Origin of the sequence: Caproicibacter sp. BJN0012 (assembly GCF_035986805.1) — a bacterium.
In the GTDB taxonomy this organism is placed as follows: Bacteria; Bacillota; Clostridia; order Oscillospirales; family Acutalibacteraceae; genus Caproicibacter.
Genome location: NZ_CP142518.1, coordinates 2,087,504 through 2,113,761 on the forward strand (window position 1 = coordinate 2,087,504; position 26,258 = coordinate 2,113,761).

General features: G+C 52.1%; 19 protein-coding genes. 3 read left to right on the forward strand and 16 right to left on the reverse strand.

What is annotated here, in order from left to right:
• Positions 1–13 precede the first annotated feature (13 nt).
• Positions 14–1,504 (forward strand): 4-hydroxyphenylacetate 3-hydroxylase family protein, encoded by a 1,491-nt coding sequence (locus VA597_RS10095; RefSeq protein WP_128742681.1) that lies wholly within the window; start codon positions 14–16, stop codon positions 1,502–1,504.
• A gap of 150 nt (positions 1,505–1,654) precedes the next feature.
• Here the strand turns inward: VA597_RS10095 and VA597_RS10100 are convergent, their stop codons facing one another.
• From VA597_RS10100 to VA597_RS10150, 11 genes are all read right to left on the reverse strand, one after another.
• Positions 1,655–3,277, reverse strand: a complete 1,623-nt coding sequence (locus VA597_RS10100; protein ID WP_128742682.1) for a class I adenylate-forming enzyme family protein — start codon at positions 3,275–3,277, stop codon at positions 1,655–1,657.
• A 178-nt stretch (positions 3,278–3,455) separates the two neighbouring features.
• Positions 3,456–4,679: a CaiB/BaiF CoA transferase family protein gene (locus tag VA597_RS10105; RefSeq protein ID WP_128742683.1), complete on the reverse strand. Its 1,224-nt coding sequence runs from the start codon at positions 4,677–4,679 to the stop codon at positions 3,456–3,458.
• A gap of 35 nt (positions 4,680–4,714) precedes the next feature.
• Positions 4,715–5,830 (reverse strand): 2-hydroxyacyl-CoA dehydratase subunit D, encoded by a 1,116-nt coding sequence (locus VA597_RS10110; protein WP_128742684.1) that lies wholly within the window; start codon positions 5,828–5,830, stop codon positions 4,715–4,717.
• A 17-nt stretch (positions 5,831–5,847) separates the two neighbouring features.
• Complete coding sequence (locus VA597_RS10115) at positions 5,848–7,080, reverse strand: 2-hydroxyacyl-CoA dehydratase subunit D (RefSeq protein ID WP_128742685.1); 1,233 nt, start codon at positions 7,078–7,080, stop codon at positions 5,848–5,850.
• A gap of 19 nt (positions 7,081–7,099) precedes the next feature.
• Positions 7,100–7,891: an acyl-CoA dehydratase activase gene (locus VA597_RS10120; protein ID WP_128742686.1), complete on the reverse strand. Its 792-nt coding sequence runs from the start codon at positions 7,889–7,891 to the stop codon at positions 7,100–7,102.
• A 101-nt stretch (positions 7,892–7,992) separates the two neighbouring features.
• Entirely contained in the window at positions 7,993–9,120 is a 1,128-nt protein-coding gene (locus tag VA597_RS10125; protein ID WP_128742687.1) for an acyl-CoA dehydrogenase family protein, read from the reverse strand.
• Between the two features lie 96 nt (positions 9,121–9,216).
• Complete coding sequence (locus VA597_RS10130; protein WP_326974537.1) at positions 9,217–10,215, reverse strand: hypothetical protein; 999 nt, start codon at positions 10,213–10,215, stop codon at positions 9,217–9,219.
• Between the two features lie 449 nt (positions 10,216–10,664).
• Positions 10,665–11,852 (reverse strand): YkvI family membrane protein, encoded by a 1,188-nt coding sequence (locus tag VA597_RS10135; RefSeq protein WP_128742689.1) that lies wholly within the window; start codon positions 11,850–11,852, stop codon positions 10,665–10,667.
• Between the two features lie 414 nt (positions 11,853–12,266).
• Positions 12,267–13,553, reverse strand: coding sequence for a sigma-54 interaction domain-containing protein (locus VA597_RS10140; RefSeq protein WP_164919025.1), 1,287 nt, complete (start codon positions 13,551–13,553; stop codon positions 12,267–12,269).
• 287 nt (positions 13,554–13,840) lie between these two features.
• Entirely contained in the window at positions 13,841–14,779 is a 939-nt protein-coding gene (locus tag VA597_RS10145; protein WP_128742691.1) for an MBL fold metallo-hydrolase, read from the reverse strand.
• 393 nt (positions 14,780–15,172) lie between these two features.
• Entirely contained in the window at positions 15,173–15,502 is a 330-nt protein-coding gene (locus tag VA597_RS10150; protein WP_128742692.1) for a helix-turn-helix domain-containing protein, read from the reverse strand.
• Between the two features lie 450 nt (positions 15,503–15,952).
• On the opposite strand from VA597_RS10150, the gene VA597_RS10155 reads away from it, so the two are divergent.
• On the forward strand, positions 15,953–16,534 hold the full coding sequence (locus VA597_RS10155) for a GGDEF domain-containing protein (RefSeq protein WP_164919026.1): 582 nt from the start codon (positions 15,953–15,955) through the stop codon (positions 16,532–16,534).
• A gap of 107 nt (positions 16,535–16,641) precedes the next feature.
• Here the strand turns inward: VA597_RS10155 and VA597_RS10160 are convergent, their stop codons facing one another.
• Entirely contained in the window at positions 16,642–19,134 is a 2,493-nt protein-coding gene (locus VA597_RS10160) for a phosphodiester glycosidase family protein (protein WP_128742694.1), read from the reverse strand.
• Between the two features lie 863 nt (positions 19,135–19,997).
• Between VA597_RS10160 and VA597_RS10165 the strand changes: the two genes are divergently transcribed.
• Positions 19,998–21,281, forward strand: coding sequence for an MFS transporter (locus VA597_RS10165; RefSeq protein WP_128742695.1), 1,284 nt, complete (start codon positions 19,998–20,000; stop codon positions 21,279–21,281).
• A 211-nt stretch (positions 21,282–21,492) separates the two neighbouring features.
• Here VA597_RS10165 and tnpA read toward each other — a convergent pair whose 3' ends face one another.
• The 4 genes from tnpA to VA597_RS10185 form a co-directional block, all read right to left on the reverse strand.
• The gene (tnpA, locus tag VA597_RS10170) at positions 21,493–21,963 is read right to left on the reverse strand and encodes an IS200/IS605 family transposase (protein ID WP_128742696.1); all 471 of its coding nucleotides are present in this window, start codon (positions 21,961–21,963) and stop codon (positions 21,493–21,495) included.
• Positions 21,964–22,157: 194 nt separating this feature from the next.
• Complete coding sequence (gene gltA / locus VA597_RS10175) at positions 22,158–23,549, reverse strand: NADPH-dependent glutamate synthase (protein ID WP_128742697.1); 1,392 nt, start codon at positions 23,547–23,549, stop codon at positions 22,158–22,160.
• Positions 23,542–24,390 carry a sulfide/dihydroorotate dehydrogenase-like FAD/NAD-binding protein gene (locus VA597_RS10180; protein ID WP_128742698.1) on the reverse strand — a complete coding sequence of 283 codons (849 nt, stop codon included), beginning with the start codon at positions 24,388–24,390 and terminating at the stop codon, positions 23,542–23,544. Before VA597_RS10180 ends, gltA begins: the two co-directional genes overlap by 8 nt.
• Before the next feature lie 224 nt (positions 24,391–24,614).
• Positions 24,615–26,099 carry an aldehyde dehydrogenase family protein gene (locus VA597_RS10185; RefSeq protein ID WP_128742699.1) on the reverse strand — a complete coding sequence of 495 codons (1,485 nt, stop codon included), beginning with the start codon at positions 26,097–26,099 and terminating at the stop codon, positions 24,615–24,617.
• Between the last annotated feature and the right edge of the window lie 159 nt (positions 26,100–26,258).

Sequence of the window (26,258 nt, forward strand, 5' to 3'; positions counted from 1 at the left end):
GGAGGTTTTATCAATGCCTTTAATGACCGCACAAGAGTACATCGAAAGCCTGCGCAAGCTGAAGACGCGGGTGTATCTGTTCGGAAAAAAGGTCGACAACTGGGTGGATGACCCCATCATCCGTCCATCCATCAACTGCGTTGCCATGACGTATGCCCTGGCGCAGGACCCGCAGTACGAGGATCTGATGACCGCGACCTCCAGCCTGACCGGTCGCAAGATCAACCGTTTCACCCATCTTCACCAGTCCGGCGAGGATCTGGTGAAGAAGGTAAAGATGCAGCGTCTGCTGGGCCAGAAGACCGCCAGCTGCTTCCAGCGCTGCGTGGGTATGGACGCGTTCAACGCCGTCTATTCCACCACGTTCGAGACCGACGAAAAGTACGGCACCAGCTACCATGAAAACTTCAAGAAGTTTCTGATTAAGATGCAGGACGCCGACCTGACTGTGGACGGCGCCATGACGGACCCGAAGGGCGACCGCTCCAAGGCCCCCCATGAGCAGGCGGATCCGGACGTGTTTGTCCACGTTGTGGAACGCCGCCCGGACGGTATCGTGGTCTGCGGCGCGAAGGCACACCAGACCGGCTCCGTCAACTCTCACTGGCACATCTTCATGCCCACCATCGCCATGGGGGAGGCAGACAAAGACTGGGCGGTAAGCTTTGCCTGTCCGACGGACGTCAAGGGTATGTACCTGATCTACGGCCGTCAGTCCTGCGATACCCGAAAGCTGGAAGGCTGCAACATCGATGTGGGCAACGCCAAGTTCGGCGGACAGGAGGCCCTGGTCGTCCTCGACCACGTGTTCATTCCGAATGAGTACATCTTCCTGAACGGCGAGCATGAGTTTGCCGGTATGATGGTGGAGCGATTCGCCGGATACCACCGCCAGAGCTACGGCGGCTGCAAGGTCGGCGTGGGCGATGTGGTCATCGGCGCCGCGGCGCTCGCCGCCGAGTACAACGGCGTGGAGAAGGCCTCCGCCGTCAAGGATAAGCTCATCGAAATGACCCATCTGAATGAGACGCTGTATTCCTGCGGTATCGCCTGCTCCTGTGAAGGCTGCCCCACAAAGGCGGGCAACTACCAGATCGATCTGCTGCTGGCGAACGTCTGCAAGCAGAATGTCACCCGTTTCCCCTATGAGATCGTGCGTCTGGCCGAGGACATTGCCGGCGGCCTGATGGTCACCATGCCGTCTCAGAAAGACTTTGGGTCCGACACGGTAGTCGGCAGCAGCGGTGAGACCATCGGAGATATCTGCAACAAGTATTTCGCGGGCCGGGAAGGTGTCTCTACCGAGGACCGCCAGCGCGTGATGCGCTTTCTGGAAAACATCTGTCTCGGCGCGGCGGCCGTCGGTTACCGCACCGAATCCCTGCACGGCGCGGGATCTCCGCAGGCACAGCGCATCATGATCGGCCGTCAGGGCAACATTCAGGGCAAGAAGCAGCTGGCCAGGAATATCGCCGGCATTGTCTCCGACAAGGAAGACACCTGAGCTTAAAAGTCATTCTTCTGTTTTGCGCGAAGTGAGGCTGCGAAACACGTTTTCTGACAGGCAATGACGGCAGCTTATAAAAGCTGCCGTCATTGCTTACGGTATAGAATTTTCCCGGTCTGCGATGTCAAGATATCCCTGATCAGTCGGTCAGGTTTTGCATATTGCACGCTTCTGAAGCACTTCAATTTTTTCAGCTCCCAGCCTCTTCAAAGCGGACAGATCAGCTTTGCCGCTTCCAGTCATGGGAAAGGAATCGATTTGAAATACATATTTGGGAGCTTTATAATTGGCCAGCCTGCTTTTCACAAAACGGCGGATATCCTCCGGATCCGCTGTCATAGGCTTTTTCATGACCACGAACGCAACAATCTCCTCCTGAACGACATCATTTACCGGCACGCCGACGACCTTGACGCCCGCCAGATCACCGCTGTAATGCCCGATCACGCATTCGATTTCACTGGGAGCGATATTTTCTCCGCCGCGGATGATCATATCCCCCATGCGCGCGACAAAATGGAAATAGCCGTCAGCGTCACGGAACCCCAGATCCCCGGTCCTGAGCCAGCCGTCGGGTGTAAAAGCCTTCCGGCTCTCCTCTTCCAATTTGTAGTAGCCCTTCATTACGGCAAAGCCTTTCACCTGAATCTCCCCGTGTTCATCAGTTTCCGCCAGGCGGCCGTCTTGCAGATTCCAGATCCGAACCTCCATATTTGGAATCTCTTTCCCGATGGTCTCTGACTTGAGAGCCACGCCGTCGTCATACAGTGAGAATGTGACCAGCGGCGAGGTCTCCGTCTGCCCGTACCCCATCTGCAGATGCCGGACGCCGATCTTCCGGATTATTTTCCGGTAGTCCTCGGGGGAAAAGCCGGAGCCGGCCGAAGTACCGGAGCGATAAGATGAAATATCGTACTTGCCGAAAGATCGATTCTGTACCATGAGCATAAGCATGGAAGGAACGACGTTGAATGCTGTGACCTTATATTTTTCAATGTCCTGCATGGCACGCTCGGCATTGAAAATTCGATGAATAATCATAGGAATCCCCGCGCACAGCGCCAGCATCAGGCCACAGGTCAAACCGGAGCAGTGGAACATAGGCATTGCAGCTAAAAAAATATCTTCCCCGTGCTTCCACCGAAGCAGCCGGACCAGTTCGTTTGCGTCGTTGAGCACGCTGAAATAGCTCAGCAAAACCCCTTTCGGGCGACGGGTTGTTCCGGAAGTGAACATCAGACAACACGTGTCGTCCGTGGTAACCTGCGCCTTTTTTTCCGTCAGGAGCGCCGCCGTCTCGCCTGTAACGAGACCCTGCGATCTCCGGATCGCATCCGCCTTTCCCATGCTCTCCAGCATATCAAAAGCCGCTTTCAAACAGGGCAGCGTTTCCCTGATCTCTTCGAGGGTCTTCCAATAATCCATGCCGGATTTTTCTTCACCTATGTATAAATATTCAATATCAGCATAAGAGAGGACGCTCTGCATTTCAAGGGCCTTATAAGAGTAGTTGAAGACGGAGGGAATCGCCCCGATCTTCTGCGCCGCGAAGAGGTGCATCACCAGCTGAACGGAGTTTACCGCCCACAGTCCGACGTGTGTGCCTTTTCGGATCCCCTTGTTCAGCATATCCACGGCGAGCCAGTCTGTAATCCCCTCAACTTCTTCCCAAGTATATTTCCGCTCATCGAAGATGTAAGCAATATCACAGGGGTACAATTCTGCATTTCTTTTCGTAAGTTCCGAAATCGTCACACACATCAGTTCCATCTTTATTTCTCCTATACTCCGGCAGTTGACAGCTGCTGCACGAATATTTCCAATATGGAACAGTCGGCTGCAGAACAGGCTGCAACCGGCTGCTTATGTCTGTTTTGATCAGTTCACAAGAGGCAAAATGCGCAGGACATTTGGTACAGGGCTGCCTGTTAAATATCGGTTCGCCAGCTCAGTCGTAAGTATCCTTTTTGATGACGATACCCTTCGCTTCAAGGTCTTGAATTTGCTCATCGGTGTAACCGACTTCCTTCATGACCTCGGATGTCTGTTCTCCAAGGAAGGGCGCACGCTGGCGCGGAGGAAAATTCACGCCGCCGAATTTTGCCGGAGTGGCAGCCTCGACCAATTTGTCTCCGTTTGGCAGGGTGAATTCGTTCAGGTATTTGTTTTCCCAAGCCTGTTTGGATTCCAGCAGGTCCGGCACATTGGTCACGATGGCATGGGGAATGTCGTTCTCCGCGAGAATCTTATCCAACTCATCCCTCGTGAATTTGGAGAAGCCTTCGCTGATGATCTGAATCACCTGACGGCAGTTTTTATTTCCCTTTGCAAAAGTATTGATATTGTCATCGTGAATCAGCTCTTCGCGGCCGATAATTTTCATAAAATACGGGAAATACCGCTCGTATTCGTGGCAGCAAACCATAATCCACTTGCCGTCTTTGCATTTGTAAGTGTTATTCAGCGGCGTGTTCTCCAGACGGCTTTTTGGGTATTTATCAAGGTTGCTGCACTGGATGGAAAGAATCGGCTCCGTCATATCGAAAATCGCCTGCCCGTAGAGAGAAACCACGATTTTGCTGCCCTCGCCCGTAGACTTTTGTCTGTACAGTGCGGCACAAACGGCGGCCGCCATCGTGGAGGCGATTCCGTTGTCGCCAAAGGAACTGGGAGGAATAATAGGCGCCGTGTCCTTTTCCATGCCGGCGATCATCGCGCCGCCCAAAGCCCAGAAGCACACATTGTCGAATCCCGGCTCGTTCGCCATAGGGCCGGTCTCGCCATATCCGGTCATTTGAGCATGGATCAGATTGGGATATTCTTTATGGAGGGTATCATAATCCATTCCCAGCTTCTTCAGCGCAGTCGCGCGGGTGTTCGTCAGCAGAACATTGGCCGTAGCCAGCAGCTTGTGCATGATCTCCTGGCCCTCGGGTGTTTTCAGATTCACCGCGATGCTCTTCTTGTTTGCATTATGAACATCATAGGTTATGAATTTCATGCCGGGAAGAGGAACGGCAAAGCGTGTTGAATCTCCTTTCGGGGTAGCCTCCACCTTGATGATATCGGCGCCCCAATCGGCCAGGATCCGTCCCGCGGACGGCGCCGCCACATAAGTGGCCAGTTCGATAATACGTGCTCCGCTAAGAAGCGCATATGGATTATCGCTCATAATAAAACTCCCTTTCTATCCTATTTTCGCCTGGATTAAAGGCTCTCGGCAAAGGCCTGAAGGCGTGTCTTGACTTGTTCAAGGCCCTCGTCCTGCTGATCGATCTCGATGACGGAGAGTGGGATGCCGGCTTCCTTGCACGCATCCATAATGATGGGCACGTCAAATTCCTCCGGGTCGCAGAACTTCATCAGAGCGAGGACCAGGCCGTCGGCGTTCTTGGCGCGGACCATTTCCACCAGCTTCTTGACCCTCGATTTGTACGGGTCGAAAGCCAGCGAACACCCGGTCTGGTTCTGCCACTGTTTCGCGAGGGCGCTCATGGGGCTCTTCATGTAGGGCACATCCGTGCGGAACTGGCGGGATTCGTGGGCCAGGTCGTCGGCCACGACGGCAAGGCCAAACCCGGAGAAGATGTCCAGCAGCTTGTTCGGCTCCAGAGTCAGGCCGGAAACAACAACCTTTTTCCCATCGTACTTGCCGTCTGGCAGCTTGCGCAGCTCACGGGTGATTTCTTCCACAAGGGGCTTATAGTATTTTTTGTCCATGAAATAACCGGCTTTGACGATCTGATGGCGGATTTTCGGGGTAATGACGTCCAGATGTGATTCCGCCACATCGGTAAATTCGCGCATGGCTGCCCGGTAGCCGTTGTAAAAAACGATGCTGTCCTGCAGCTGTTCGTCCGTAATCGTCACACCCAGGCACTTTTCGAGCTTGCTCCGGATCATTTCATACTCGCTGACAAGGTATGTATTTGCACAGTCCAGCCTGCGGTTCTGAGGATGAGCGAACGGAATGGCCGGGCATTTGCCCTTCCATTTCTGACCAAAATCCTTCAGCGTGTCGCAGATGCCGGGAATCAGGACCGCGGAAAGGACATCGTAAGTACCGTTCGCTTCGTATTCCATCACGGACTGCATGATCGAGCACGCAAAGACCGGCAGATAAATGCGGGCATTTTTCAGCTGCGCCGGACCGCCCCACAGGCCGATCGGGATACACCCGGCGGCATAAATAATTTCTTCCGGCGCATAAGGTTCCACCCAGCCGACGGCACGCTTCCCGTCTTTTTCGCACGCTTTTTCAACCGATTTCTTCGGAGAATCCGAAACCTCCGCCAGAATTTGAATTGCATCATTCAGACTCATCTGATGATCCTCCCTTCTCAACCGTTTTGCTTTTTCTGTTCCATTACTTCAACAAGCGCCTGGATCCGCGTCTCATACTGAGCTTTCGAATAGTTTCTGGGATCCGCCTGGTCGCCGTCGAAAGTGGTGATTGGAATTCCAAGAGACCGCTGCAACTCCTGGCCGATCTCGTATTGGAGAAAGTCGCAGTTCTTACAGCTGCGGTTAAGATGCATCACAACGCCGTCGCACCTGGTTTCCGTGATGATGTTTTTGCGCAGATCGATCTGGCCTTTCAGAGAGATGTTATTGCCCATGCTGGTATATGCCCTCGCCATCTCTTCCAGATTGCCCGGAGTATAGCGAAGCGCCCAGGCGGAAGGATACGTGGAACCAACCATATTGGCGCCGTAGCCTTTGAGCACCTTGTATGTATGGGACAGATAGGGCCAGCAGGCGATGCCGTCCCACATGATGCGGTACTTCTCCTCGGCGCCCCTTAGGCCGCCTTCCTTGTTCTTGATTTTTTCTTCCAGCTCGCTCTTGAGCTTGCGGAACGTCATGCCGCACTCCGGGCGTCCGCGCATGCAGACGATCAGCGCCATATAGTTGAACATGTCGAAGCCGCTGAGGGGGGACGGGACCGCGGAGCAGAGGGCGGTGGCGTCATACCAGTCGTTTGCGTTCTGAGAGGCGACTTTCATCACTTCGCCAAATTTCTCGTAGTCGAAAGGACGTCCGGTCAGATTCTCAAGCTGGCGGATGATCTCAGCAAACTGATCCTTGACATAGTCCACGTTTGCCTGTGTGACCTCATCCTCATGGTTAAAGGGAACGTCGACCAGCAGGAGAGGTACATTCAAAGTATAGGCGATATTCTCATACCACTTCAGCAGCGTGTCGCAGATGTTGTTGCACAGCAGCACGACATCGGGAAGGGGCATCTCCTCCGAAATGCATTTCTGCACGTCCATATAGGCCAGGTTGGCGCGGGCATAGCCGCAGATGTCGTTGTTGTAGCCCTTCTGCTCCGCATAAGCCAGCAGCTCCGGCGCGCCTTTTCTCGCGGCGATGCCGACCACGTGATTTTCGGGATAAACCGTATAAATGCCCATCGCCTCGCAGAATTCGCACGGCGCGATGGAGCTGGACCAACAGACCAGCCCGCCGCTTTTCTTCGCCTGGCGGGCATCCTCCATGTTTTTTGCGACCAGAATATCAAGCATTTCCTTTGAAGTCATCGAATCGTTGATGATTTCGCTATTATTCATTCGTGACACCTCCTAAATATCAAATCCGCTTTTCTCCATGCAGAGCTTCCCAGGCAAAGAGCGCGGCCCCCACGGCCCCGGTCATCTGGGGATGATCGGCAATATAGATCTTTCTTTTCAATTCCCTTTCCAGGGCACGCGCCACTCCGCTGTTCTGGGCTACCCCTCCGGTCAGGGCAAAATCCTCTTCCATGCGGGTCCGGTAGAGCAAACCGGCCGCCCGGTTGACAACAGATTCATGCACGCCCCGGATGATATCCTCTTTCGCTTTTTTCTGAGACAGCAGAGAAATCACTTCAGACTCAGCAAACACCGTGCAGGTGCTGCTGACGGTGACGGGATTCTGCGAAAGTTTATCGTAGTTTCCCATCTCGGTTATGTCGATTTCCAGGATTCTGGACATCACCTCAATAAAGCGCCCGGTACCGGCCGCACACTTGTCGTTCATGTAAAAATTCTGCACCGCGCCGTTTTCGTCGATTGAAATGGCTTTCACGTCCTGCCCTCCGATATCCAGAATTGTCCTTACATCCGGAAGAAAAAAGTGTACTCCCTTTGCATGACAGCTGATCTCGCTGATTTGTTTGTCGGCCGCATCCAGACTGAACCGGCCGTAGCCGGTGACGACCGTATAGGCGATGTCTTCCTGTTTTTTATTAGAGACACACATGATTTCTTCCATCACCCGGTCGGGGCCGCTGGTACCGGTGCCGGACTGAACGGCAGCCTGCGCAACGAGGTCTCTGCCGTCGCGAAGGATCACTGCTTTGGAAGACGCCGAACCGATATCGACGCCCATTGTCAGTTGCATAGTTTTCCTCCAAAACCGCGGAGTAAGGTAAAAAGGCAGCAACCGTGCTCCACCGTTGTTCTTGCCCGGCGCCTTTAGGCGGCGCCGGATCGCGGTCTTATCTACTTCAGCAGGTTGTTTGCGATCACCATCCGCTGGACCTGATTTGTGCCTTCATAAATCTGCAGGATTTTGGCGTCGCGCATCAGTTTCTCCATCGGATACTCCTTCATGTAGCCATAGCCGCCGTGAATCTGCAGGGCATCCGTGGCGACTTTCATCGCGGTATCGGAACCGATCACCTTGCTCATGGCGGAATATATGGAATAAGGCTCGCCTGCATCCATCAATTCGGCGGTGTGATAGACCACCTGGCGGGCGCTTTCGACTTGGATCTGCATATCGGCCAGCATGAACTGAATCGCCTGATTCGCGCAGATCGGTTTGCCGAACTGGACGCGGACCTTGGAGTACTCGATTGCCTCGGTCAGCGCGCGCTGGGCAAGCCCGGTGGCCAGAGCGCCCACGGACGGGCGCGAAGTGTCCAGCGTCTTCATCGTGTAGATGAAGCCCTTGCCCTCCTGGCCGATCAAATGATCCCTGGGAATGCGGACTTCGTCGAAAATCACTTCCGTCGTGTTGGAAAGGCGGATGCCCATTTTGTTTTCATGTTTTCCAGAAGAAACTCCCTTGCGGTCAGCCTCAACATAAAACGCGGAAAGGCCCTTGGTGCCCTTGGAGCGGTCCGTGGAAGCGAACACGGTATATACGCCTGCAATCCCGCCATTGGTAATGAAACACTTTGTGCCGTTCAGCACGTATTCTTCGCCGTCCAGCGTTGCCGTGGTGCGCACGCTCGCCGCGTCGGAGCCGGCGTTGGGCTCGGTCAGGCAGAAAGCCGCCCATTTGCCGCCGGTCATGATGCCGTAATAAGCGGCCTTCTGCTCCTCGGTGCCGAACAGTTCAAGGGTGGAAGCCGCGGAGTTATTGGCGCCGATGGCTGAGCCGATGCCGGCTTCATATTTTCCGATCTCCTCGGAGAGATAAATCTCCGTCTGACGGTTTAAACCCAGGCCGCCGTACTCCTCGGGTACAGAGATCAGGTTGAGGCCCATGCCGACCAGGTCGTTGTAAATTTTTTCGGGGAACTCTCCGCGCTCATCGTAATCACCCGCTACGGGGACCACTTCTTTGGTCATGTAGTCCCTGACCGTCTTTTGCAGATCTTTCATTTCATCCGTAATAATCATTGCTTTTTCTCCTTTCAACAAGTAACAACGATTGCCCATTCAAAAATAAGTAATTGGCTTTTATGCTCACCTCCAATCCCGTTCGGACCACCCAAGTCAAATCAATCCGCCGTTATCATCAAATACCATAGGATAGGGGCCTTCGATGAATTCAATCCCCTCTATATTCCTGATGCTCTCGTAAATGCTGGAGGAGACCTCAATGGTCCCCATCTCCAGCGTATTCTTGATGCGTACAATCCGCGGGTTCATAGGATCCGTACGATGGCAGGCGCGGATCGCCTGCAGTAAGGCTTCTTTGTCCGTGTTCGCATACATGGGGATGCGTCCGCCGGCGATATACCCCGTCGTCGAAGCATTCGTCCAGGTAACGTCCCAGTCCACATCGTTGAGGCAGGCTCTGGTGGTGATGTCCGCCATGCCCAGCCCGCAGCCGTTATGGTGAGCCTCGGGCGTCAGGGAACGGATAAACAGTTTCTGCAGATTCAGCATGCCGTGAAACGTATCGGACAGGTTCCGCCCGATGACATTGGGGTCACAGCCGGTGCCGCTGATGTTTTTTCCGATTTCATCGATAATCAGGACGTCGATGTCGTCAAATTTAAACTTGGCTATTTTTTCTTTTGCGGTTTTCAGAAGCCGTCTGTCCGCTTCGATCAAATGATCCTTATCACAAAAACCGATGCTGCAAATATCGTCGTACGCGTTTTGAACAACGCCGATCCCAAAGGCGAATTTACAGTGATCCAAAAAGCTCGCCGCCACTTTGGGCAGAAGTTCGGCCATACGCTCCCAGCCGAAAGAATGGAACATTGCCGCTCCCTTGTGCTTTGCAATGCCGATGGCGATCATCTTGGCCAAGCCGCTTTCGTGCTCGCCCCGCAGGTCCGTGTGCGGTTTGACTTTGTTGAAGATCACGATCCCGTCGGCTTCCAGAGCGTATTTGTCACAATAGAGAGGGACGCCCTCCAGGGTGCCGTATTGCAGGACTTCCATGGAGGACTTGATCGGAACGCCAATGGATTCTTCCGTAATGTTGTAGCCTGCCAGCATCTCCAGTTGCCCTTCGGCAGTGGCGCCGCCATGGCTCCCCATCGCCGGTATGAGGAAGGGCCTTGCCCCCCCATTCCTTCAGCACAAGGCACATTTCCCGAACCATCTCATCCAAGCGGGGAATGCCGCGGCTGCCCACGGTAATGCAAATGCTTTTTCCGGCATAACGGCTTTTGTCCGCGACTCCGTTTTCGATCGCCCGGCGGATAAAAGCGGCCGGATCCTCGATCCGATCGGAATGATAAAGCTGCTTAACCTTTACCATTTCCGGAATTCTGACACCGTCCAGACCTTGAATCTGAACATGCGCCTCAGGAAACTGAATAAACATTTTTCCAGCCCCTTTTCGAGTATTGAAGCTAAACCGAGATTCACCGTTTGATCTCATTCCGCAGGGGTGCATTCCATTTCACACCCCTGCGGGATTCGAGGAATGCCCTAACCGGCGCTTCGTTTCATCCGCTCAACAGCATAAAGGCCGCGGAACATGCTCAGGCCGGCTCCTTCTTTTCTTCCTGCTCGGATTTCGCCACAAGCTCCTTTTCGTAATCCGGGTGCGCTTCTTCAAACCTTTTATTTTTGATATGGCCGGCGATCAGGGCGGGGAGCGTAACCACGAACAGGCCGACGACGCCCATGTAGTTGAAACCGATGTTGATGATCGGGGTCAGGCCAAAGGTCGAGCACAGAACGCACGCGATAATGTAGACGGCGCCCAGGGCCGCGTTCACAGCGGTCTTGTTGGCCTGCGGCTTGTTGCGGGTAAAGAGCTCGGTGTAGCGGAGAACCATGCCGTAAATCACGCCGACGCCGGTGGATATGTAAGCGCAGAACAGGCAGGTGGTATAGGCAATCAGGACGATTCTCTGGTTGAGGGTCTCGCATACATAATACAGAGGCAGAGTAGCCGACTGAGCCTGAGGCATAAAGCCGAGCATTACGTAGCAGGTCAGGCCCAGGCCCAGAATGTTGATAATAAAGCCGATGGCCATGCTCGCGTTAATGGATTTCTTGGTGATCAGGCCCTGGCTGACACCCAGGACACCGGCGAAGCACCACATTTGAAAGCCGGTGTAGCAGAAGGCGCGGTACAGAGCGTTGCCCAAGGTAGTCGTATTGGACGCGTCCGAGGCCAGGTATGCGCCGAGGTGGAAGCCGCTGCTGCCGAAGGCGGTGAAAGAGATGATGAGAACGGAAAGAATGATCAGGATGGAGAAGACCGTGCTGGCCTTTCGGACCAGACCGGCGCCAAAGATACACAGTACCAAAATCAGCGCACCGATCAGGATGATGCCGGCCGTATAGTTCAGGCCGAACAAATTTTGAAGAACCGTGGCCCCGCCGGCAACACAAGAAGCGATTGCCAGAATGTTAGCCATGTTGTAGCAGATCTCATATAGCGGAGACATTACCTTGTTATACGGATGATACAGGACGTCGACCATCTGGCGGAAGTTGTATACCTGATAGTTCCGGCCCAGAAGGACGAGTTCACGATAAACCAGTGCGATAAAGACAAAGGTGACTGCAAATGTCCAGGTACCGTACCTGCCCCATCTGACGATAAAAGACATCGTTTGTGCACCACTGGCAAAGCCACCGCCTGCATGAATGCCAAACCAAGTAGCCGCTACGCTGAAAAGGAGTCCAATCGGAACGATTTGCTTCTTGCTGTTCATTGCTTTTTCCTCCTCTGATGTTTCGGACGTGGACCAATCCGCGCGCATCTGGTCCATGCAAGCACTTAGGTGAACCAAAAGAGTCCATTCTCCAAAGCTGTGCACCGCTCTATGAAAATTGATCTTCCTTCGGCACGTCTATGTTAGAATTTTAACAGCTATATGGTCAAAATGTCAAGAATTATAATAACACAATTTGGGCATATCTTTCATTTCTGTTGGACCACAAGTGAACCGTATGGTGCATATTGAAAAATGTTCGCACCATACGGTTCACTTGTGGTCGCTTGTAAAACGAACAGCCTGCCTGAAATTCCTATATGGGCAGCGCGTCAGCCATATAACATCTTATAAGCGTAAAAATGCCATTCCGGCTCAATAACCGGAATGGCATGATTCCTCTTGTTTTACAGATCATCTGTCACTGGCGATCCCATACTTTTTCATTTTACGGACCACGGTGGAATGGGAAACTCCCAGTGCTTCTGCCATTTTTCGCGTCGTCTTGTACAGTTCTTTCGCATCGAGCAACATTTGCTTTTCCGATTCGGCGTGGCTTTCCTTCAAAGGCTTAATCTCAAGCTGTTCCAACGTGGATATATCCGACGGGGTAAATAGCAGTTCATTGCTCTCGCTCAGAACCACCATCCGTTCGATCGCGTTTTGCAATTCACGGATATTGCCAGGCCAATCATGCTCCCTCAGATAGAGCAGCGTATTCGTAGGAATCGTTTTCTCCGTATTATACTTTTGATTAAACTCTTTGAGAAAATACAGGCTCATAGGGACAATGTCTCCCCGCCGTTCACGCAGAGGAGGGATCACCAGGCTGAGCACGGCAAGGCGATAGTACAGATCGTCGCGAAATGTCCCGTTGCGGATCCGTACCCGGATATCGCTGTTGCTGGCCGCAATGATGCGCACATGAAAAGATATCGGTTCATTGCCGTCCACGGGAGTGTATGTGTTATTTTCCAATGTCTGAATCAATTGCGTTTGAATGCCGAAAGGCAGATTTCCCACTTCATCGAGAAATAACGTGCCGGATTCCGCCTGCTGAAGCAAGCCGGGTTTTCCGCCCTCGCGGCCAAAAATGGCCTCCCCGCTTTCCCGCTCCGACAATATTCCGCATTTCGCCGTTACGAAAGGCTTGTCTTTCCTGTTGCTGTTTTGATGGATATAATCGGCGAGAGCATTTTTGCCAACGCCGGACTCACCCATAAGCATAATATTGGAATCCGACAAGGCCATTCGTCTTGCGCTGTCCATTATGCTCATAGAGACCGGGTCGGATGCGATCAATCCGCCATCGATTCCCGAATACACTTTGTGTTTTGCATCGTAGTGTGTTTTCGCGATCTCCAAATTCAGCGCCACAACCTCTGTAATGTCATAGACGGCCACCATGGCGTAATCGACTTCGCCGTTTTGATTTCGAATCAAATGGACGATCGAGACCAGCTGAGCTCCAAAATCCGTGTGAATACCCGTCAGATCCTGTCCCTGCTGCAATGCTTTGATAAGCGTCGCCGACGGTATGACCGAAGCCATATTTTTACCAACAATGTCCGCCTGCAGACGCGTAATATTTAAATAGCTATTATTTACATACAGAATAATTCCGCGGCTGTCGCTGATCAGCACACCTTCATGGCTTTCATTCAGACATTTTACAATGACATCGTTGGATATCAAGTTCATAAGATACGAATCCTCCAGAGACAAACCGCCTTTCTGTAAACATAATCCGACCATGTCAGTTTAAAAAGCTGGAAGATCGGCCTTGAATTCTACAGTGCATATTGTGCGGTTCAAATTAGGCGTAAAATAATCTATTTATAAAAATAATACCATTTATTTTATATTGTTGTCAACAAGACGTGTTTTTTACGGCAATGCGCGGCTTTTCCCGCGAATGCCGCTCTTCCGGTAACATAGCAAATACCCCTTGAATGCAGTTTAACGATCCTGCATTCAAGGGGCATTTGTCATGGCTTTTCAGGGGTGCTATTGCTTCTGCGCCAAACTTCTTTTAAAACCATAGGAACCAAATGACTTGCGTTCAGGTTGAATGCTCTCAGCGGCTGGGTTCTTCGGCATTCTTCCGTATAGAAAATATCCCTGTAGTGATCTATGATTTCAGTTTGCGTTTTTCCTTTCCGGTAATCCTCAACAATCATCTCTTTCAGCTGCTGATTCGAACGCAGGGCGTCCGTCAAAAAATCCCCGCATGCTTTCCCCGTCAGCACTCCATAATGGGGAACCAGCAGTTTTTCAATTTCCATATTCAGCGCTCTTTTGATAAAATTCAGAGATATCTCATAGCCCACAAGGTAAGAGGGAGACACCAAATGCTCCGCGGCATAAACTCCCATTGTCTCACAGGAAATCAGCATTTTTTCTTCAGGAATATAGAATGCAATCGAGCATTTCGTATGGCCCGGCGCTTCCATTACCCGCAGGGAAATATCACCGAGGTCAATGGTGTCCCCCTCGCTGACCGTGAGGTCGACATGGAGCTGGTCCAGATGATCCTCAAATTCCAGGATACCGTAATCCTGCGCGGCGCTCGCGTTCATCTCACGCATCACGGCAATAGCCGAAGGCTTTGAAAATATTTTTGCGGCGTAGGCGCTTGCCACAATTTTTACATTCTTAAAGTAAAGGCGGCAGGAAGCGCTGCCGGAAGCGTGGTCATAATGAGAATGTGTCAGAAGGACATAATCCAGCGTCCGGGACCCCAGCAACTTTTTGATATTTTCAATCATTTTATCCGCGCAAAAAGAGAACCCGGAGTCGACCAGCGCGGCCTTTTGCTCTGTTACAATCAGGAAAGCTTCTCCGCCTGGGCAGGCGCCTACATTCGTCACTGTTATGATTCCGTCCTGATAGTCCCTTTCGGGTGAAGTCTGAAATATAAGTTTCATGTTGTTTTCCTTATAGGGATACTAATTTCCAAGTTTAGCCTAATTGTTTCCCAAAGATATATTATCATAAAACTTTACAAGCTGCAACAGAAACAGCCTTCACCGCATTTCAAGAGCAAAATCGGGAAAGACATTATGCCAGCACGCCGATCGGCCATGGGACAAATTTGGTCTTTTCCCCCCGGCATCTCCGTTCCCACGGGAATATCCCGACGTGCATCACGAAATTTTAAAAAAGCCGCCGGGCAGATCAGTTACCTCCGCCTGCGGGGAGAAAAAGGCTGCGTCCGGCTTTTAAAAAGGCTGTGAATCATTTGATCTTCAGGTGGACCAGAAAAAGCAATCAAACAAATACGGATTCCGGACAAAGCCGGAATCCGCAGGATAAAAAATTTACTTTTTCTTACTCAGTACCAATATAAGGGATTTTACAACTTCTTCGATATAGGGCAGATATTCAGGATCCACATTTTCCAATAAGGCGTTCAGTTTTGAGGTGTCGTTTTTCGTCTCTCTGCCCATTAAGATATAGTCGGCCGACGCGTTCAGCCCGGAACATATTTTATGAAGGGTGTACGTCGACATGCCCTTTTTCCCGCATTCGATCTGCGCGAGAAAATGGGGAGTAATCCCGATGATTTCCGAAAATTGTTCGCGGGAAATCCCCAGATCGTCTCTTTTCTTTCGAATCCGCCACCCGATTTCCTGAAGCAGATGATCCATCCTGCCACCTCGTCTCCTAATAGTGTTATTTTAATATACCCTATAGGAGACTAAAATTATCCGTTAGTGCTTTATAATGTATCACCGATAGGGTATAATGAGGAATACGACAGGAAAACCTTTAATTCTACAAGTGATTCACAAAAGGCAAGCAGGAGAACGATGATGGATATCTTTGAATCTGTATGTACCCAGTTAGGTGAATTTATCGCCTTTGATGCCGTGCGTATTGTGGACCCGGACAGCAATCGGGTGGTTCAGGAAAAACATGCGGCTTCGTTCACAGGGCATTTTCCTGACCTTACGCTTTCACAGACCAGAAAATATCTCTGTCTCAGTACGTCCACGGGAAAGCCGGTTTTAAATTTTATCCATGAGAAGAATTGGTTATTTCTGCTGATGTCTTCCCCATTCCGGATATCAAACAAAACCATGTTGTCAGAGTCTTTGATGGATATGACCAGCCACATCTTTTTAAACGACATTGATCTCAACGACGAACGGGGACTGCTGAATGAAGTAAAACGGCTACATCTGCAGGCCGTAACGGACGAACTGACCGGGCTTTTTAACCGAAGGTACATCGATGAACGCCTGCCCTCCGAAATTCTTGCCTGCATGAAAAAGAAACGCCCTCTCTCGGTCATCTTTGCCGATCTCGACTTTTATAAACAGGTGAACGACACCTACGGACATGCTGCCGGCGATTCTATCCTGTGCGAATTGGCCGGCATTCTGACCTGCAACGTCCGCAAGGAAAAAGACTGGGTGGCAAGATACGGCGGAGAAGAATTCATCATATTCCTCAACGGCATCGGATATAAAAAATCCAGGGGAATCGCCGAGAGGATCCGGGTCGCCGTCATGGGCCACACCTTCCGCCATAACGGACGAGAGATCAAGATCACCTGCAGCTTTGGGGTCGTCACAATCGACGACTTTTCCATATCCCCCACAGTTGACGAAATCCTGGATATTGCCGACAAACGCTTATACCGGGCAAAAGAGCTCGGAAGAAACACTGTGGTCTAAAAGGCATTGATATCAACTGCTCTGATATCAATGCCTTTTTAGTTCTGTAAAAAGATAGCGGGCGGAACAGGACCAAGACCTCCGATGCTCCCGCCGTAATTTTGCTTTTAATCCGCGTAATTAAATTGAAGGTCGTCGAAAAGCAAATCGGTTTTATAGTTCTGAGACGGCTTTAAAATTCTCTCCTTGTTGGAAAGGGAGAGATAATTGAAGACAATCGGCATCCTCCAGTCCTGCGGGATATCCGCCTGCAGATATTTCCAGCCGATCCAGTTCATGCTGTCCGTCAGCAACAGGGTCTTCGGCTGCGCCTTGTTTTCGTTCCGATAGCCGCCCGCGCAGTCCGCATAGAGGGACACACTCAGCATGCAGTTTTTGTTGTCGCTGACGCCGTCATGGTTTCCATCCCCGCTGTACACCCATACGCCGAAATTTTTCGGCATGGCCTTCGCGGTAAAATTTGATTCCATCGCCGCCCGCTCTTTTTCGTTCCACTTGCCGCCGCCCGCGTAATCTTTACCGGTATCCCAGAGCGGAATCAAACTGGCAGTCCCGTTCGACGTCCGCTTCTGGTTGCTGTCGTCCCACGCCCACAGCGACGTGTCATAGGTCAGCCGGAGACTGCGGCTGCCATCCCTGACCCGGCTGTTCGGCATGCTTTTTGTCTCCAACCCCAGCATCCCGCTTTTTCCGCCGTATTGATTTTTACTTCCATACAGCACGCTGCCGGCATAATATCCTTCGATCGGGAATTGCTCGAAATTGTCGATGGTCTGTCCCTTCGGCCCGACAACCACCGGAATCGAATAGGTCTTTCCGCCGAAACTGGCGGAAACAGCAGCCGTTCCGCCGGCCGCTGTAACGGACAGCAAGCCGTTTTCAATCGTCCCTATTTTCGAGTTCGACAGGGACCATTTTACCGCGGAAGGATCGATGAGGACCATCTGATTTTCCGAGTCGCAGGCTTGAAGGGCGAACTGCTTTCTCGCACCCTTCTGAACCGCGGCCGCGCCGGTTTCTCTTAGCCCGATTGAGTTCATGCCGCCCAGATCCACGACCCGGACATCCGCCGTCCCCGAAACGCCGTCCACCGCCGCGGTCACAGTATCCTGGCAGGCGCCGCCGGGCGCCGTGTAATTTCCATTTTGATCGATCGCGCCCTTTTCCGCTTTCCAGACGACGGAATGTCCCTGCGCAGGGATCGGATTGCCGTACCGGTCCGTCAGCCGGACGGAAAAACTCGTGCGGGAGCCTTTGTAAAGGCTGGTATTTCTGTCCACCAGCACCTGGCCGACTACGCCGGCCGGCCTCGCGTCGCTGACGAACAGCAGGGAGTTGGAAACGATTCTGGAACTGCCGTCACTCGGATAGCTGACCGTAGTCAGCTTATCGCTGCCGGCGCGCCGTGCGATCATCTCGGTGGAGCCGCCCCCGTCCATGTTGATCACGTCCGTACACTGCAGCTTTTGCAGCATGTATTCGGCGGCGTCTTTCATGGCAGAGCCCCGGCTTGCGCTGAAATAGGCGCCTGCCTTGGCGACGGCGAGGACGTGGATCGTTCCGTCTTTGGTCAGGCCGATCACGGTCCTGGCGTTCTGGTCGGTCCCCGTCGCATCGACTACGGAATGGTTCAGCTCTCCATTCTTTGCCAGAAGCTGGAAGCTGTTGACGGCGGTCACTGCGTCGTCCTGCAAAGTGCCGCGGTTATCCAGAGTACCGTCCGGGTTCTCGGTATAGGAGCCCGAGTAAAGATGGCAGACGTAGGAAACGTCCATACCCGTTGCGAGCCCACGCACCTCCGCGGCCTTCGTGCCGTATCCGGCGTAGACGATGCAGTCGCTGGGGATCGAAAAGCCCGCCGAGGAATACAGGGCGGTCACTTTTCCGCTGTACTCTGTCCCCACATGCAGGAAACCTGAAAAGCCGGCGATTTGAATCAGTGCATACGCCTGATCGGCCGGCGCTTTTCCCGCGCCGTTGGCCATGACACGGTCCGTTGTGAGGTTACTGGTGAAAATCCGTGTGGAATTTGCGGGGGAAAGATAACCGGCCGGGCCCATAAAATGGTTCCGGTTGATCAAATCGGCTTCGGCCTGATAACTGCTGCCGATCCGAATGGTGCCTCCTGTCCGGAGAGCGCCGATATGCGCCTTTTGGGATGAATCGACCCAAAAAGCGGGCTGCGTTTCCGTGTATGAATTGTACGGCTGGCTGGTGATAATATCTCCGTTTTGTACCATGATGCCCCGGTTGCTGCCATAATCCATATCGTAGGAATCGGCGTTGATCCCGGCGACAACCTGATTGCCCATCGAGATTTCGCGTTGGGCCTGACTGCCGACGGTCTCCACCGCATTGACCGCACCCTTTGCTTTTCCGGCTATGATCCGGATCCCCTGCGCGCCGGGATTCACGGCAAGGTGGTTGAAGCGCACCCGATATCCCGTCGTTCCCGCATAATTTTGAATGTCTTCTTCCGTGTATCGGATGCCTTCCGCCAGATCTTCATTTGCAATAAGGACCATATCCTCATTGACGGCAGCATCCGCCCCTGTGGCAAACGGAATGCAGGAGAAAAGCAAAATCAAAACAAGAAACAACGAGAAAGGCCGCTTTATCAATTTCCGACCGGTTTTCACTGCGTCACCATCCCTTTCCGGATTCAACGATGAACTCGCTTTCAATGTGCTGTTAAGGATATCGTTCCATTTGTCCGCCGCTAAATTCCTTGAAAAATCAGGGTAATCAATTCAGAGTTAATGGGATTTTCAAATATAAGTATATCTGGTGAGGGAATTGCTGTCAAATGTTTAAAAGCCTAATTTTCTTGTATTTTCTTCTTTACGGATAGAATAAATTCCAATTTGTCAATTTATTAATGAATTGTAAATTTTTCTAATTCTGACTTTTTCGCCTTGATTTTTATGTTAATTTCCGAATAGAATTAATTAGCCCTAAGGGCATTGCAAAAGAGGTGACGATATGATTGACGAAGCTTTTGTATTTGCCCCTGCACCATACTTTGTAAGTGGTCGACGCCCACCTACATAGCCGCACTTGCGACGGGGCAAACCTAACAAAGCGGAACACCTACCGCGAAAGAAGTGCAGATTGCGAAAGAAGCGCAATCGCTACATTGCGTCGCTTGTCAGGGGACTTTTATCGGATGTTAATTGCTCAATGTAAAAAAATAGGCCAGCGTGCAGCAGTCTATGGCAAACAAATGGGTGGCGGTCGGCTAATGGTAGCGCATTGGCCGGCTTGTTTTTTGGCAAGGCCTCTAAGAAACTTTCTATTATTCCCGCGGGATATCCTTTGCCGCTTGACAGACCGGCTTAATCAGAGGATAATATTTTCATAATCTATTTATAACTTTTCGTGCGGCCCAAACGAACCGGAAATCTGTTGATCCGGCCCGATGGAAAAACCGTTTTAATTTTACATATATAACCTAGGAGAAAGAATGATCGCACTGTTCAAAAAACAACAAGATCTGCTTAAAACTACTTTCCGTTCCCTCCAATACCGCAATTTTCGCCTGTTCTGGTTCGGGCAGTGCATCTCGCTGACCGGAACCTGGATGCAGAGGACAGCCCAAACCTGGCTGGTGTATACGGTGACGAAATCTCCCATGAAAGTCGGGCTGCTCGGCGTGGCGCAGTTTATGCCTCTCCTGCTCTTTTCTCTGTTCGCCGGAGTTGTGGTAGACCGCTTCTCCAAAAAGAAACTGCTTGTCCTGACGCAATTGCTATTTCTTTTTCAGGCAATCGTTATGACAATGCTGACTTATTGGGGGATCATCCAGTACTGGCACATTCTTGCACTGAGCTTTCTGTTTGGCCTGACACAAACACTGGATATGCCCGCAAGGCAGTCCTTTTTTATCGATCTTGTCGGAAGGGAAGACCTCACCAACGCAATTTCGCTGAATTCAACCATTGTGAATCTGGCGAAAATTGTCGGGCCGGCCATATCCGGGATCATCATGGCGCGGTACGGCACCGTATTCTGCTTCTTTATTAACGCCGTCAGTTATCTGCCGGTGATTCTCGGCATCCTGATGATTCATGTCTCGGGCACCGTATCCGTATCCGCGCACAGCAGCATGCTCCCGCAGGTGGCGGACGGCATCCGCTACATCGGAAAGAACCGCACTCTGGTCACAAATGTCCTGATGATGGCCGCCGTATGCACGTTTGCGATGAATACGGACGTCATCATCCCCGTGTACGCCGAAGCGGTGCTTAACCGGGGCGCGACCGGGTATTCCTTTCTTCTCAGCATGGTCGGCATCGGCGCGTTTATCGCGGCGGTGATCATGGCCTACCTCAGCAAAAACGGCGTCGTCAATTGTCTTTTGCTGATCAGCGGAGTGGGAACCGCCGTCGCCCAGCTGTTCACCATTGCGACCGGATGGTATGCGTTCTGCGCCATTATGCTGGTTCTGACCGGCTTTTTCAATCTTCTCTTTATCAACACGGGCAATTCCATTTTCCAGATCAATTCTTCCGACGAATACCGGGGCCGCGTCATGAGCGTTTATTCCTTTCTGAACCTCGGTTCCACTCCGGTTGGGAATTTTCTGTCCGGACTCGTGATGGACCGGGTTCCGGGAGATTCGGGGTTTCTGTTCTGCGGAATCACTACGCTTGCGCTCCTCTTCGTCATCTCAGCGGTTGAACGTCGGGAAATCGTTTCCTGGTTCCGGGCCGTTAAAGTGAAAAATGAAGCACAGAGCCCATTGTAATCAGCATCTGTATTTCAAATGGACTGTAAAATCCACCGGTGCCGATCTGGCGCCGGTTTTTTTTATTTGATCGTCAAAATCAAAACCACGCGTTGAACGCGTGGTATGCACAAGCCCTGAAAGGGCATAGTACTGGCGCGCGTCTCAAGACGCACTGAAATAGGTTACCAACCGCATTACTTTTACAGGCCGCCGCTAAAGCGGCCTTCTTTTATGCCTTTGATTCCTTGCTACCCGTAAACGGGTCAATATACTCTTTGAAACTTATTTGATCTGAGGCAATATCTTCCTGCAATTGATTTTTGATATATTCTTCAATTGCTTTCTTGTTACGACCCACTGTGTCTACAAAATAGCCACGGCACCAAAAATGTCGCGTTCCATACTTATACTTCAAATTTGCATGCCTATCGAATATCATCAGGCTGTTCTTTCCTTTGAGATAGCCCATGAATTGTGCCACACTGAGATTCGGCGGAATGCTTACCGGCATGTGAATGTGGTCTGGACACGCCTCAGCTTCGAGGATTTCCACTCCCTTCTGCTCACACAGCTTCCTTAAAATCTTGCCTATATCTGCTTTTATCTGCCCATATATTTCTCTTCTGCGATATTTTGGAGCAAATACAATATGATACTGGCATCTCCACTTTGAATGTGATAAACTTTGTATGTCTTTCATGACAAAATCTCCTTTTGTTGGTAATGCGGTTGGCAAACCTGCATCTATTCTAACAAAAGGAGATTTTCTTGTATCTAAAGATTCTTATCCCACCAGCAAAGCTGGTGGTTCTTTGCGCTGAAGCTGCAACAAATTTGCGGCAGCCGGAGTTATCCGGCTGCCGCAAATTGAAAAGCCCAAATATTTTGCTTGCATCAATGTTTTGAACGGATGTACTGATCGATGGAGCGGGCCGCGTCCTTTCCGCCGCCCATGGCGAGGATCACCGTGGCCGCGCCGCTGACGGCATCGCCCGCGGCATAAACCCCCTCGCGGGAAGTTTGCATGGTTTTCTCATCGACGACAATGCAGCCGTGCCGATTGGCTTCCAGGCCCTCCGTTGTCGAGCGGATCAGGGGATTGGGGGAATTCCCGATCGCCATCACAACGCAGTCGACCGGAAGTTTGAAGTTGGAACCTTCAATCGGGATCGGTTTGCGGCGGCCGGAAGCGTCCGGTTCGCCCAGTTCCATTCTGATACATTCAATGGACTCCACCTTGCCGCCCTCGTCGCCATGGATCGCCACAGGGTTGCAAAGCAGATTGAATTCGACTCCCTCTTCTTTGGCGTGATGTACTTCCTCGCGGCGGGCCGGCATCTGCTCTTCCGCGCGGCGATAAACAATATAGACTTTTTCGGCGCCAAGGCGAAGAGAGGTTCTCGCGGCGTCCATCGCGACATTGCCGCCGCCGACGACCGCCACGCGCTTCGGCTCGATCATGGGCGTATCGTACTCCGGTTTGTATGCCTTCATCAGGTTGATGCGGGTCAAAAATTCATTTGCGGAGTACACCCCGATCAGGCTTTCGCCCGGGATGTTCATGAAGCTGGGCAGACCCGCTCCCGTTCCCACAAAGATGGCCTCATAGCCCATTTCAAACAACTCGTCGACCGAAAGGACCTTTCCGATCACCATATCGGTCTGGATTTCGACCCCCTTCTGTTTCAGGGCGTCAATTTCCTTCTGCACGATTTCCTTCGGCAGACGGAACTGGGGGATCCCGTACATCAGCACGCCGCCGGCGGCATGCAGGGCCTCAAATACCGTGACGGAATATCCCATGGCGGCAAGATCGCCCGCACAGGTCAGGCCGGCCGGCCCGGCCCCGATCACCGCGACCTTGCGTCCGTTTTTCTCCACATGAAATTCTTCATCTTTGCCGTTTTTCATATGCCAATCCGCCGCGAAACGCTCCAGCCGGCCGATTCCGACCGGTTCGCCCTTGATTCCGCGAACGCATTTTTGCTCGCACTGATTTTCCTGAGGGCAGACGCGGCCGCAGACGGCGGGCAGCGAATTGGTCAGCTTAATGGTCTGATAAGCGCCCTCCATGTCCCCCTCGGCAACGCTGCGGATAAAATCGGGAATATGGACACCGACCGGGCACCCCGAAACACAGGGCTGATTCTTGCAATGCAGGCAGCGCTCAGCCTCTTCCTTCGCCATTGCTTCCGTATAGCCGAGGGAAACCTCTTCGAAGTTCTTGCTGCGGACGCCGGGCTCCTGTTCGGGAATCGGCGTCTTTTTCGGATTCATATTAGGCATTTTCCACACTCTCCATCAAATGGCATTTGAAGTCATGGGCCGCTTGCTTTTCCATCTCCGCATAAGTGCGGGAACGCTTGATCGTCTCGTCAAAGTCCACTTCGTGGCCGTCGAAATCCGGGCCATCCACACAGGCGAATCTGGTCTTCCCGCCAACGGTCAGGCGGCAGCCGCCGCACATTCCGGTCCCGTCAATCATGATCGGATTCATGCTGACGATCGTCTTGATCCCGTATTCTTTCGTCAGGTTGCAAACGGCGCGCATCATGACCAACGGCCCGATGGCGACCACAAGGTCGTAATTTGCTCCCTTTTCGATGTTCTTTTTCAGCGCGTCGGTGACGAACCCTTTGTTTCCATTGGAACCGTCGTCCGTCATGACGGTCAGGCTGTCGCTCGCCGCGCGCATTTCATCTTCAAGGATGATGATGTCCCTGCTGCGGAAACCGGCGATCATATCCACCTTTGCGCCCATCTGGTGCAGCGCCTTGGACTGCGGATACGCGATCGCGCAGCCCGCGCCTCCGCCGATCACAGCCGCTCTGTGGTAACCCTCCAGTTCGGAGGCTTTGCCGAGCGGCCCGATGAAATCGAGAATCCCGTCGCCGACGTTCAGCTGGTCGAGCAGCATGGTTGTCTTCCCCACGATCTGGTAGATAATGGTGACTGTTCCCTTTTCCCGGTCATAGTCCGCAATGGTCAGCGGAATTCTTTCACCGAACTCATTGACCCGCAGAATAATAAACTGACCCGCTTTTGCCTTTTTTGCGATAAAAGGCGCGTCAACCACCATTAAGGTCATGGAGTCGTTGAGTTTTCTTTTTTCTATAACAGAAAACATTAGTTTCACTCCCACTGTGATTGATAAATTTTACACAAACTATTATTGCATAATCTTCCTGTTTTTGCAATAGAAAGTTTACCCTAAACTGTTTTAAAGCATATCGGGCATTGGGGATGCACAAACGCTGACAAAACGCCATCGGATTTTACCGTGACAATGGAAAAAGACGGGCGCAGCACGCCCGCCTCAATTTCCGCATCATCCAAACGTCCGGGCAAACATCACGCCTTGGGGTAAAATCCGGACGGGCTTTCAGAAAGGTTGATCATAATATTTTTCAGTTGGCTGTAATGGTCCAGAATCACTTTATGTGTCTCGCGGCCGATGCCGGATTGTTTGTAACCGCCGAACGGTGCGCCGGCCGGAATGGAATTGTAGGTATTCACCCACATGCGCCCGGTTTCCACCGCGCGGGCAACGCGGACCGCGCGGTTGATATCGCGGGTCCAGACGGCGCCGCCCAGCCCATAGACACTGTCGTTCGCCATGCGCACGGCATCCTCTTCCGTCTTGAACTTGATGACGACGGCGACAGGGCCGAAAATCTCCTCCTGCGCCACGCGCATCTTGTTATCAACATTGGCCAGCAGGGTCGGCTGCATGAAATAGCCTTTGTCCAGACCGTTTTCCGTGATCCGCTTTCCGCCGCAGGCGACCGTGGCGCCCTCTTTCTGCCCGATTTCCACATAGGAAAGGACCTTCTTCATCTGGGCCGCGTCAATCAAAGAGCCCATCTGTACGCCCGATTCCCACGGCAGGCCGACTTTGACGCGGCCGAATGCCTTGGCTGCCTCATCTACGAAACGGTCGTAGATGTCCTCCTGGACAAACACGCGGGATCCCGCGCAGCAGACCTGGCCCTGGTTAAACAGAATGCCGAGCTGGAGACCGTCCATCGCCATATCCCAATCGCAGTCCGAGAAGAAAATGTTCGCCGATTTTCCGCCGAGCTCCAGGGTCGAAGGAATCAGTTTATCCGCGGCGGCTCTGGCGATGCTCAGGCCGACTTCCGTCGAGCCGGTAAAGGCGAGCTTGCGGAACCCCTTATGTTCCAACATGTAATTTCCTGACTTGGAACCTCTGCCCGTAATGACATTTACGACGCCGTTCGGCAGGATTCCGTCGATCAGCTTCATCAGTTCCAAAACGCTCAGCGAGGTCTGGCTGGACGGTTTCAAAACGACGCAGTCCCCCGCGGCAAGCGCCGGCGCAAGTTTCCACGCCGCCATCAGGAACGGGAAATTCCACGGAATGATCTGGCCGACCACGCCGATCGGCTCCCGGAGGATCATGCTGAGCGTATTGTTGTCCAGCATGGATGCCGACCCCTCTTCCGCCCGGATACAGGCGGCAAAATAGCGGAAATGGTCCGCGGACATCGGAACGTCGATCCCCATGGTCTCGCGGAGCGGCTTGCCGTTGTCCAGCGTTTCGATCGTGGCGAGGCGTTCTTTATTTTGATCGATGACATCCGCAATCTTCATCAATAAGTCTGCGCGCTCCGACGCGGTTGTTTTTTTCCAGCCGTCCCAGGCAGCCCACGCCGCATCCACCGCTTTGTCAACATCTTTTCTGCTGGCTTCCGCGCAGGTGGAAAGAACTTCCCCATTTGCAGGGCAAACGGACTGGAAGGTCCCTCCTTCATCGGATTCGACCCACTTTCCATCCAGATACAGCCCGTACCGATCAGCTGCAAATTTTTCCATTTGAACAGACTCCTTTCATGTTTTCTGTTCTTAGTATAAGGCCTTCGATCGGATTTGTAAATAATATATAATAAAGTAGTTAATTTAACAATCATTTTTGTATGTGTTTGTTAATTGTTTTTCGAACTTTGTCAATTTTCAGACAAATTTTTCGTCTTT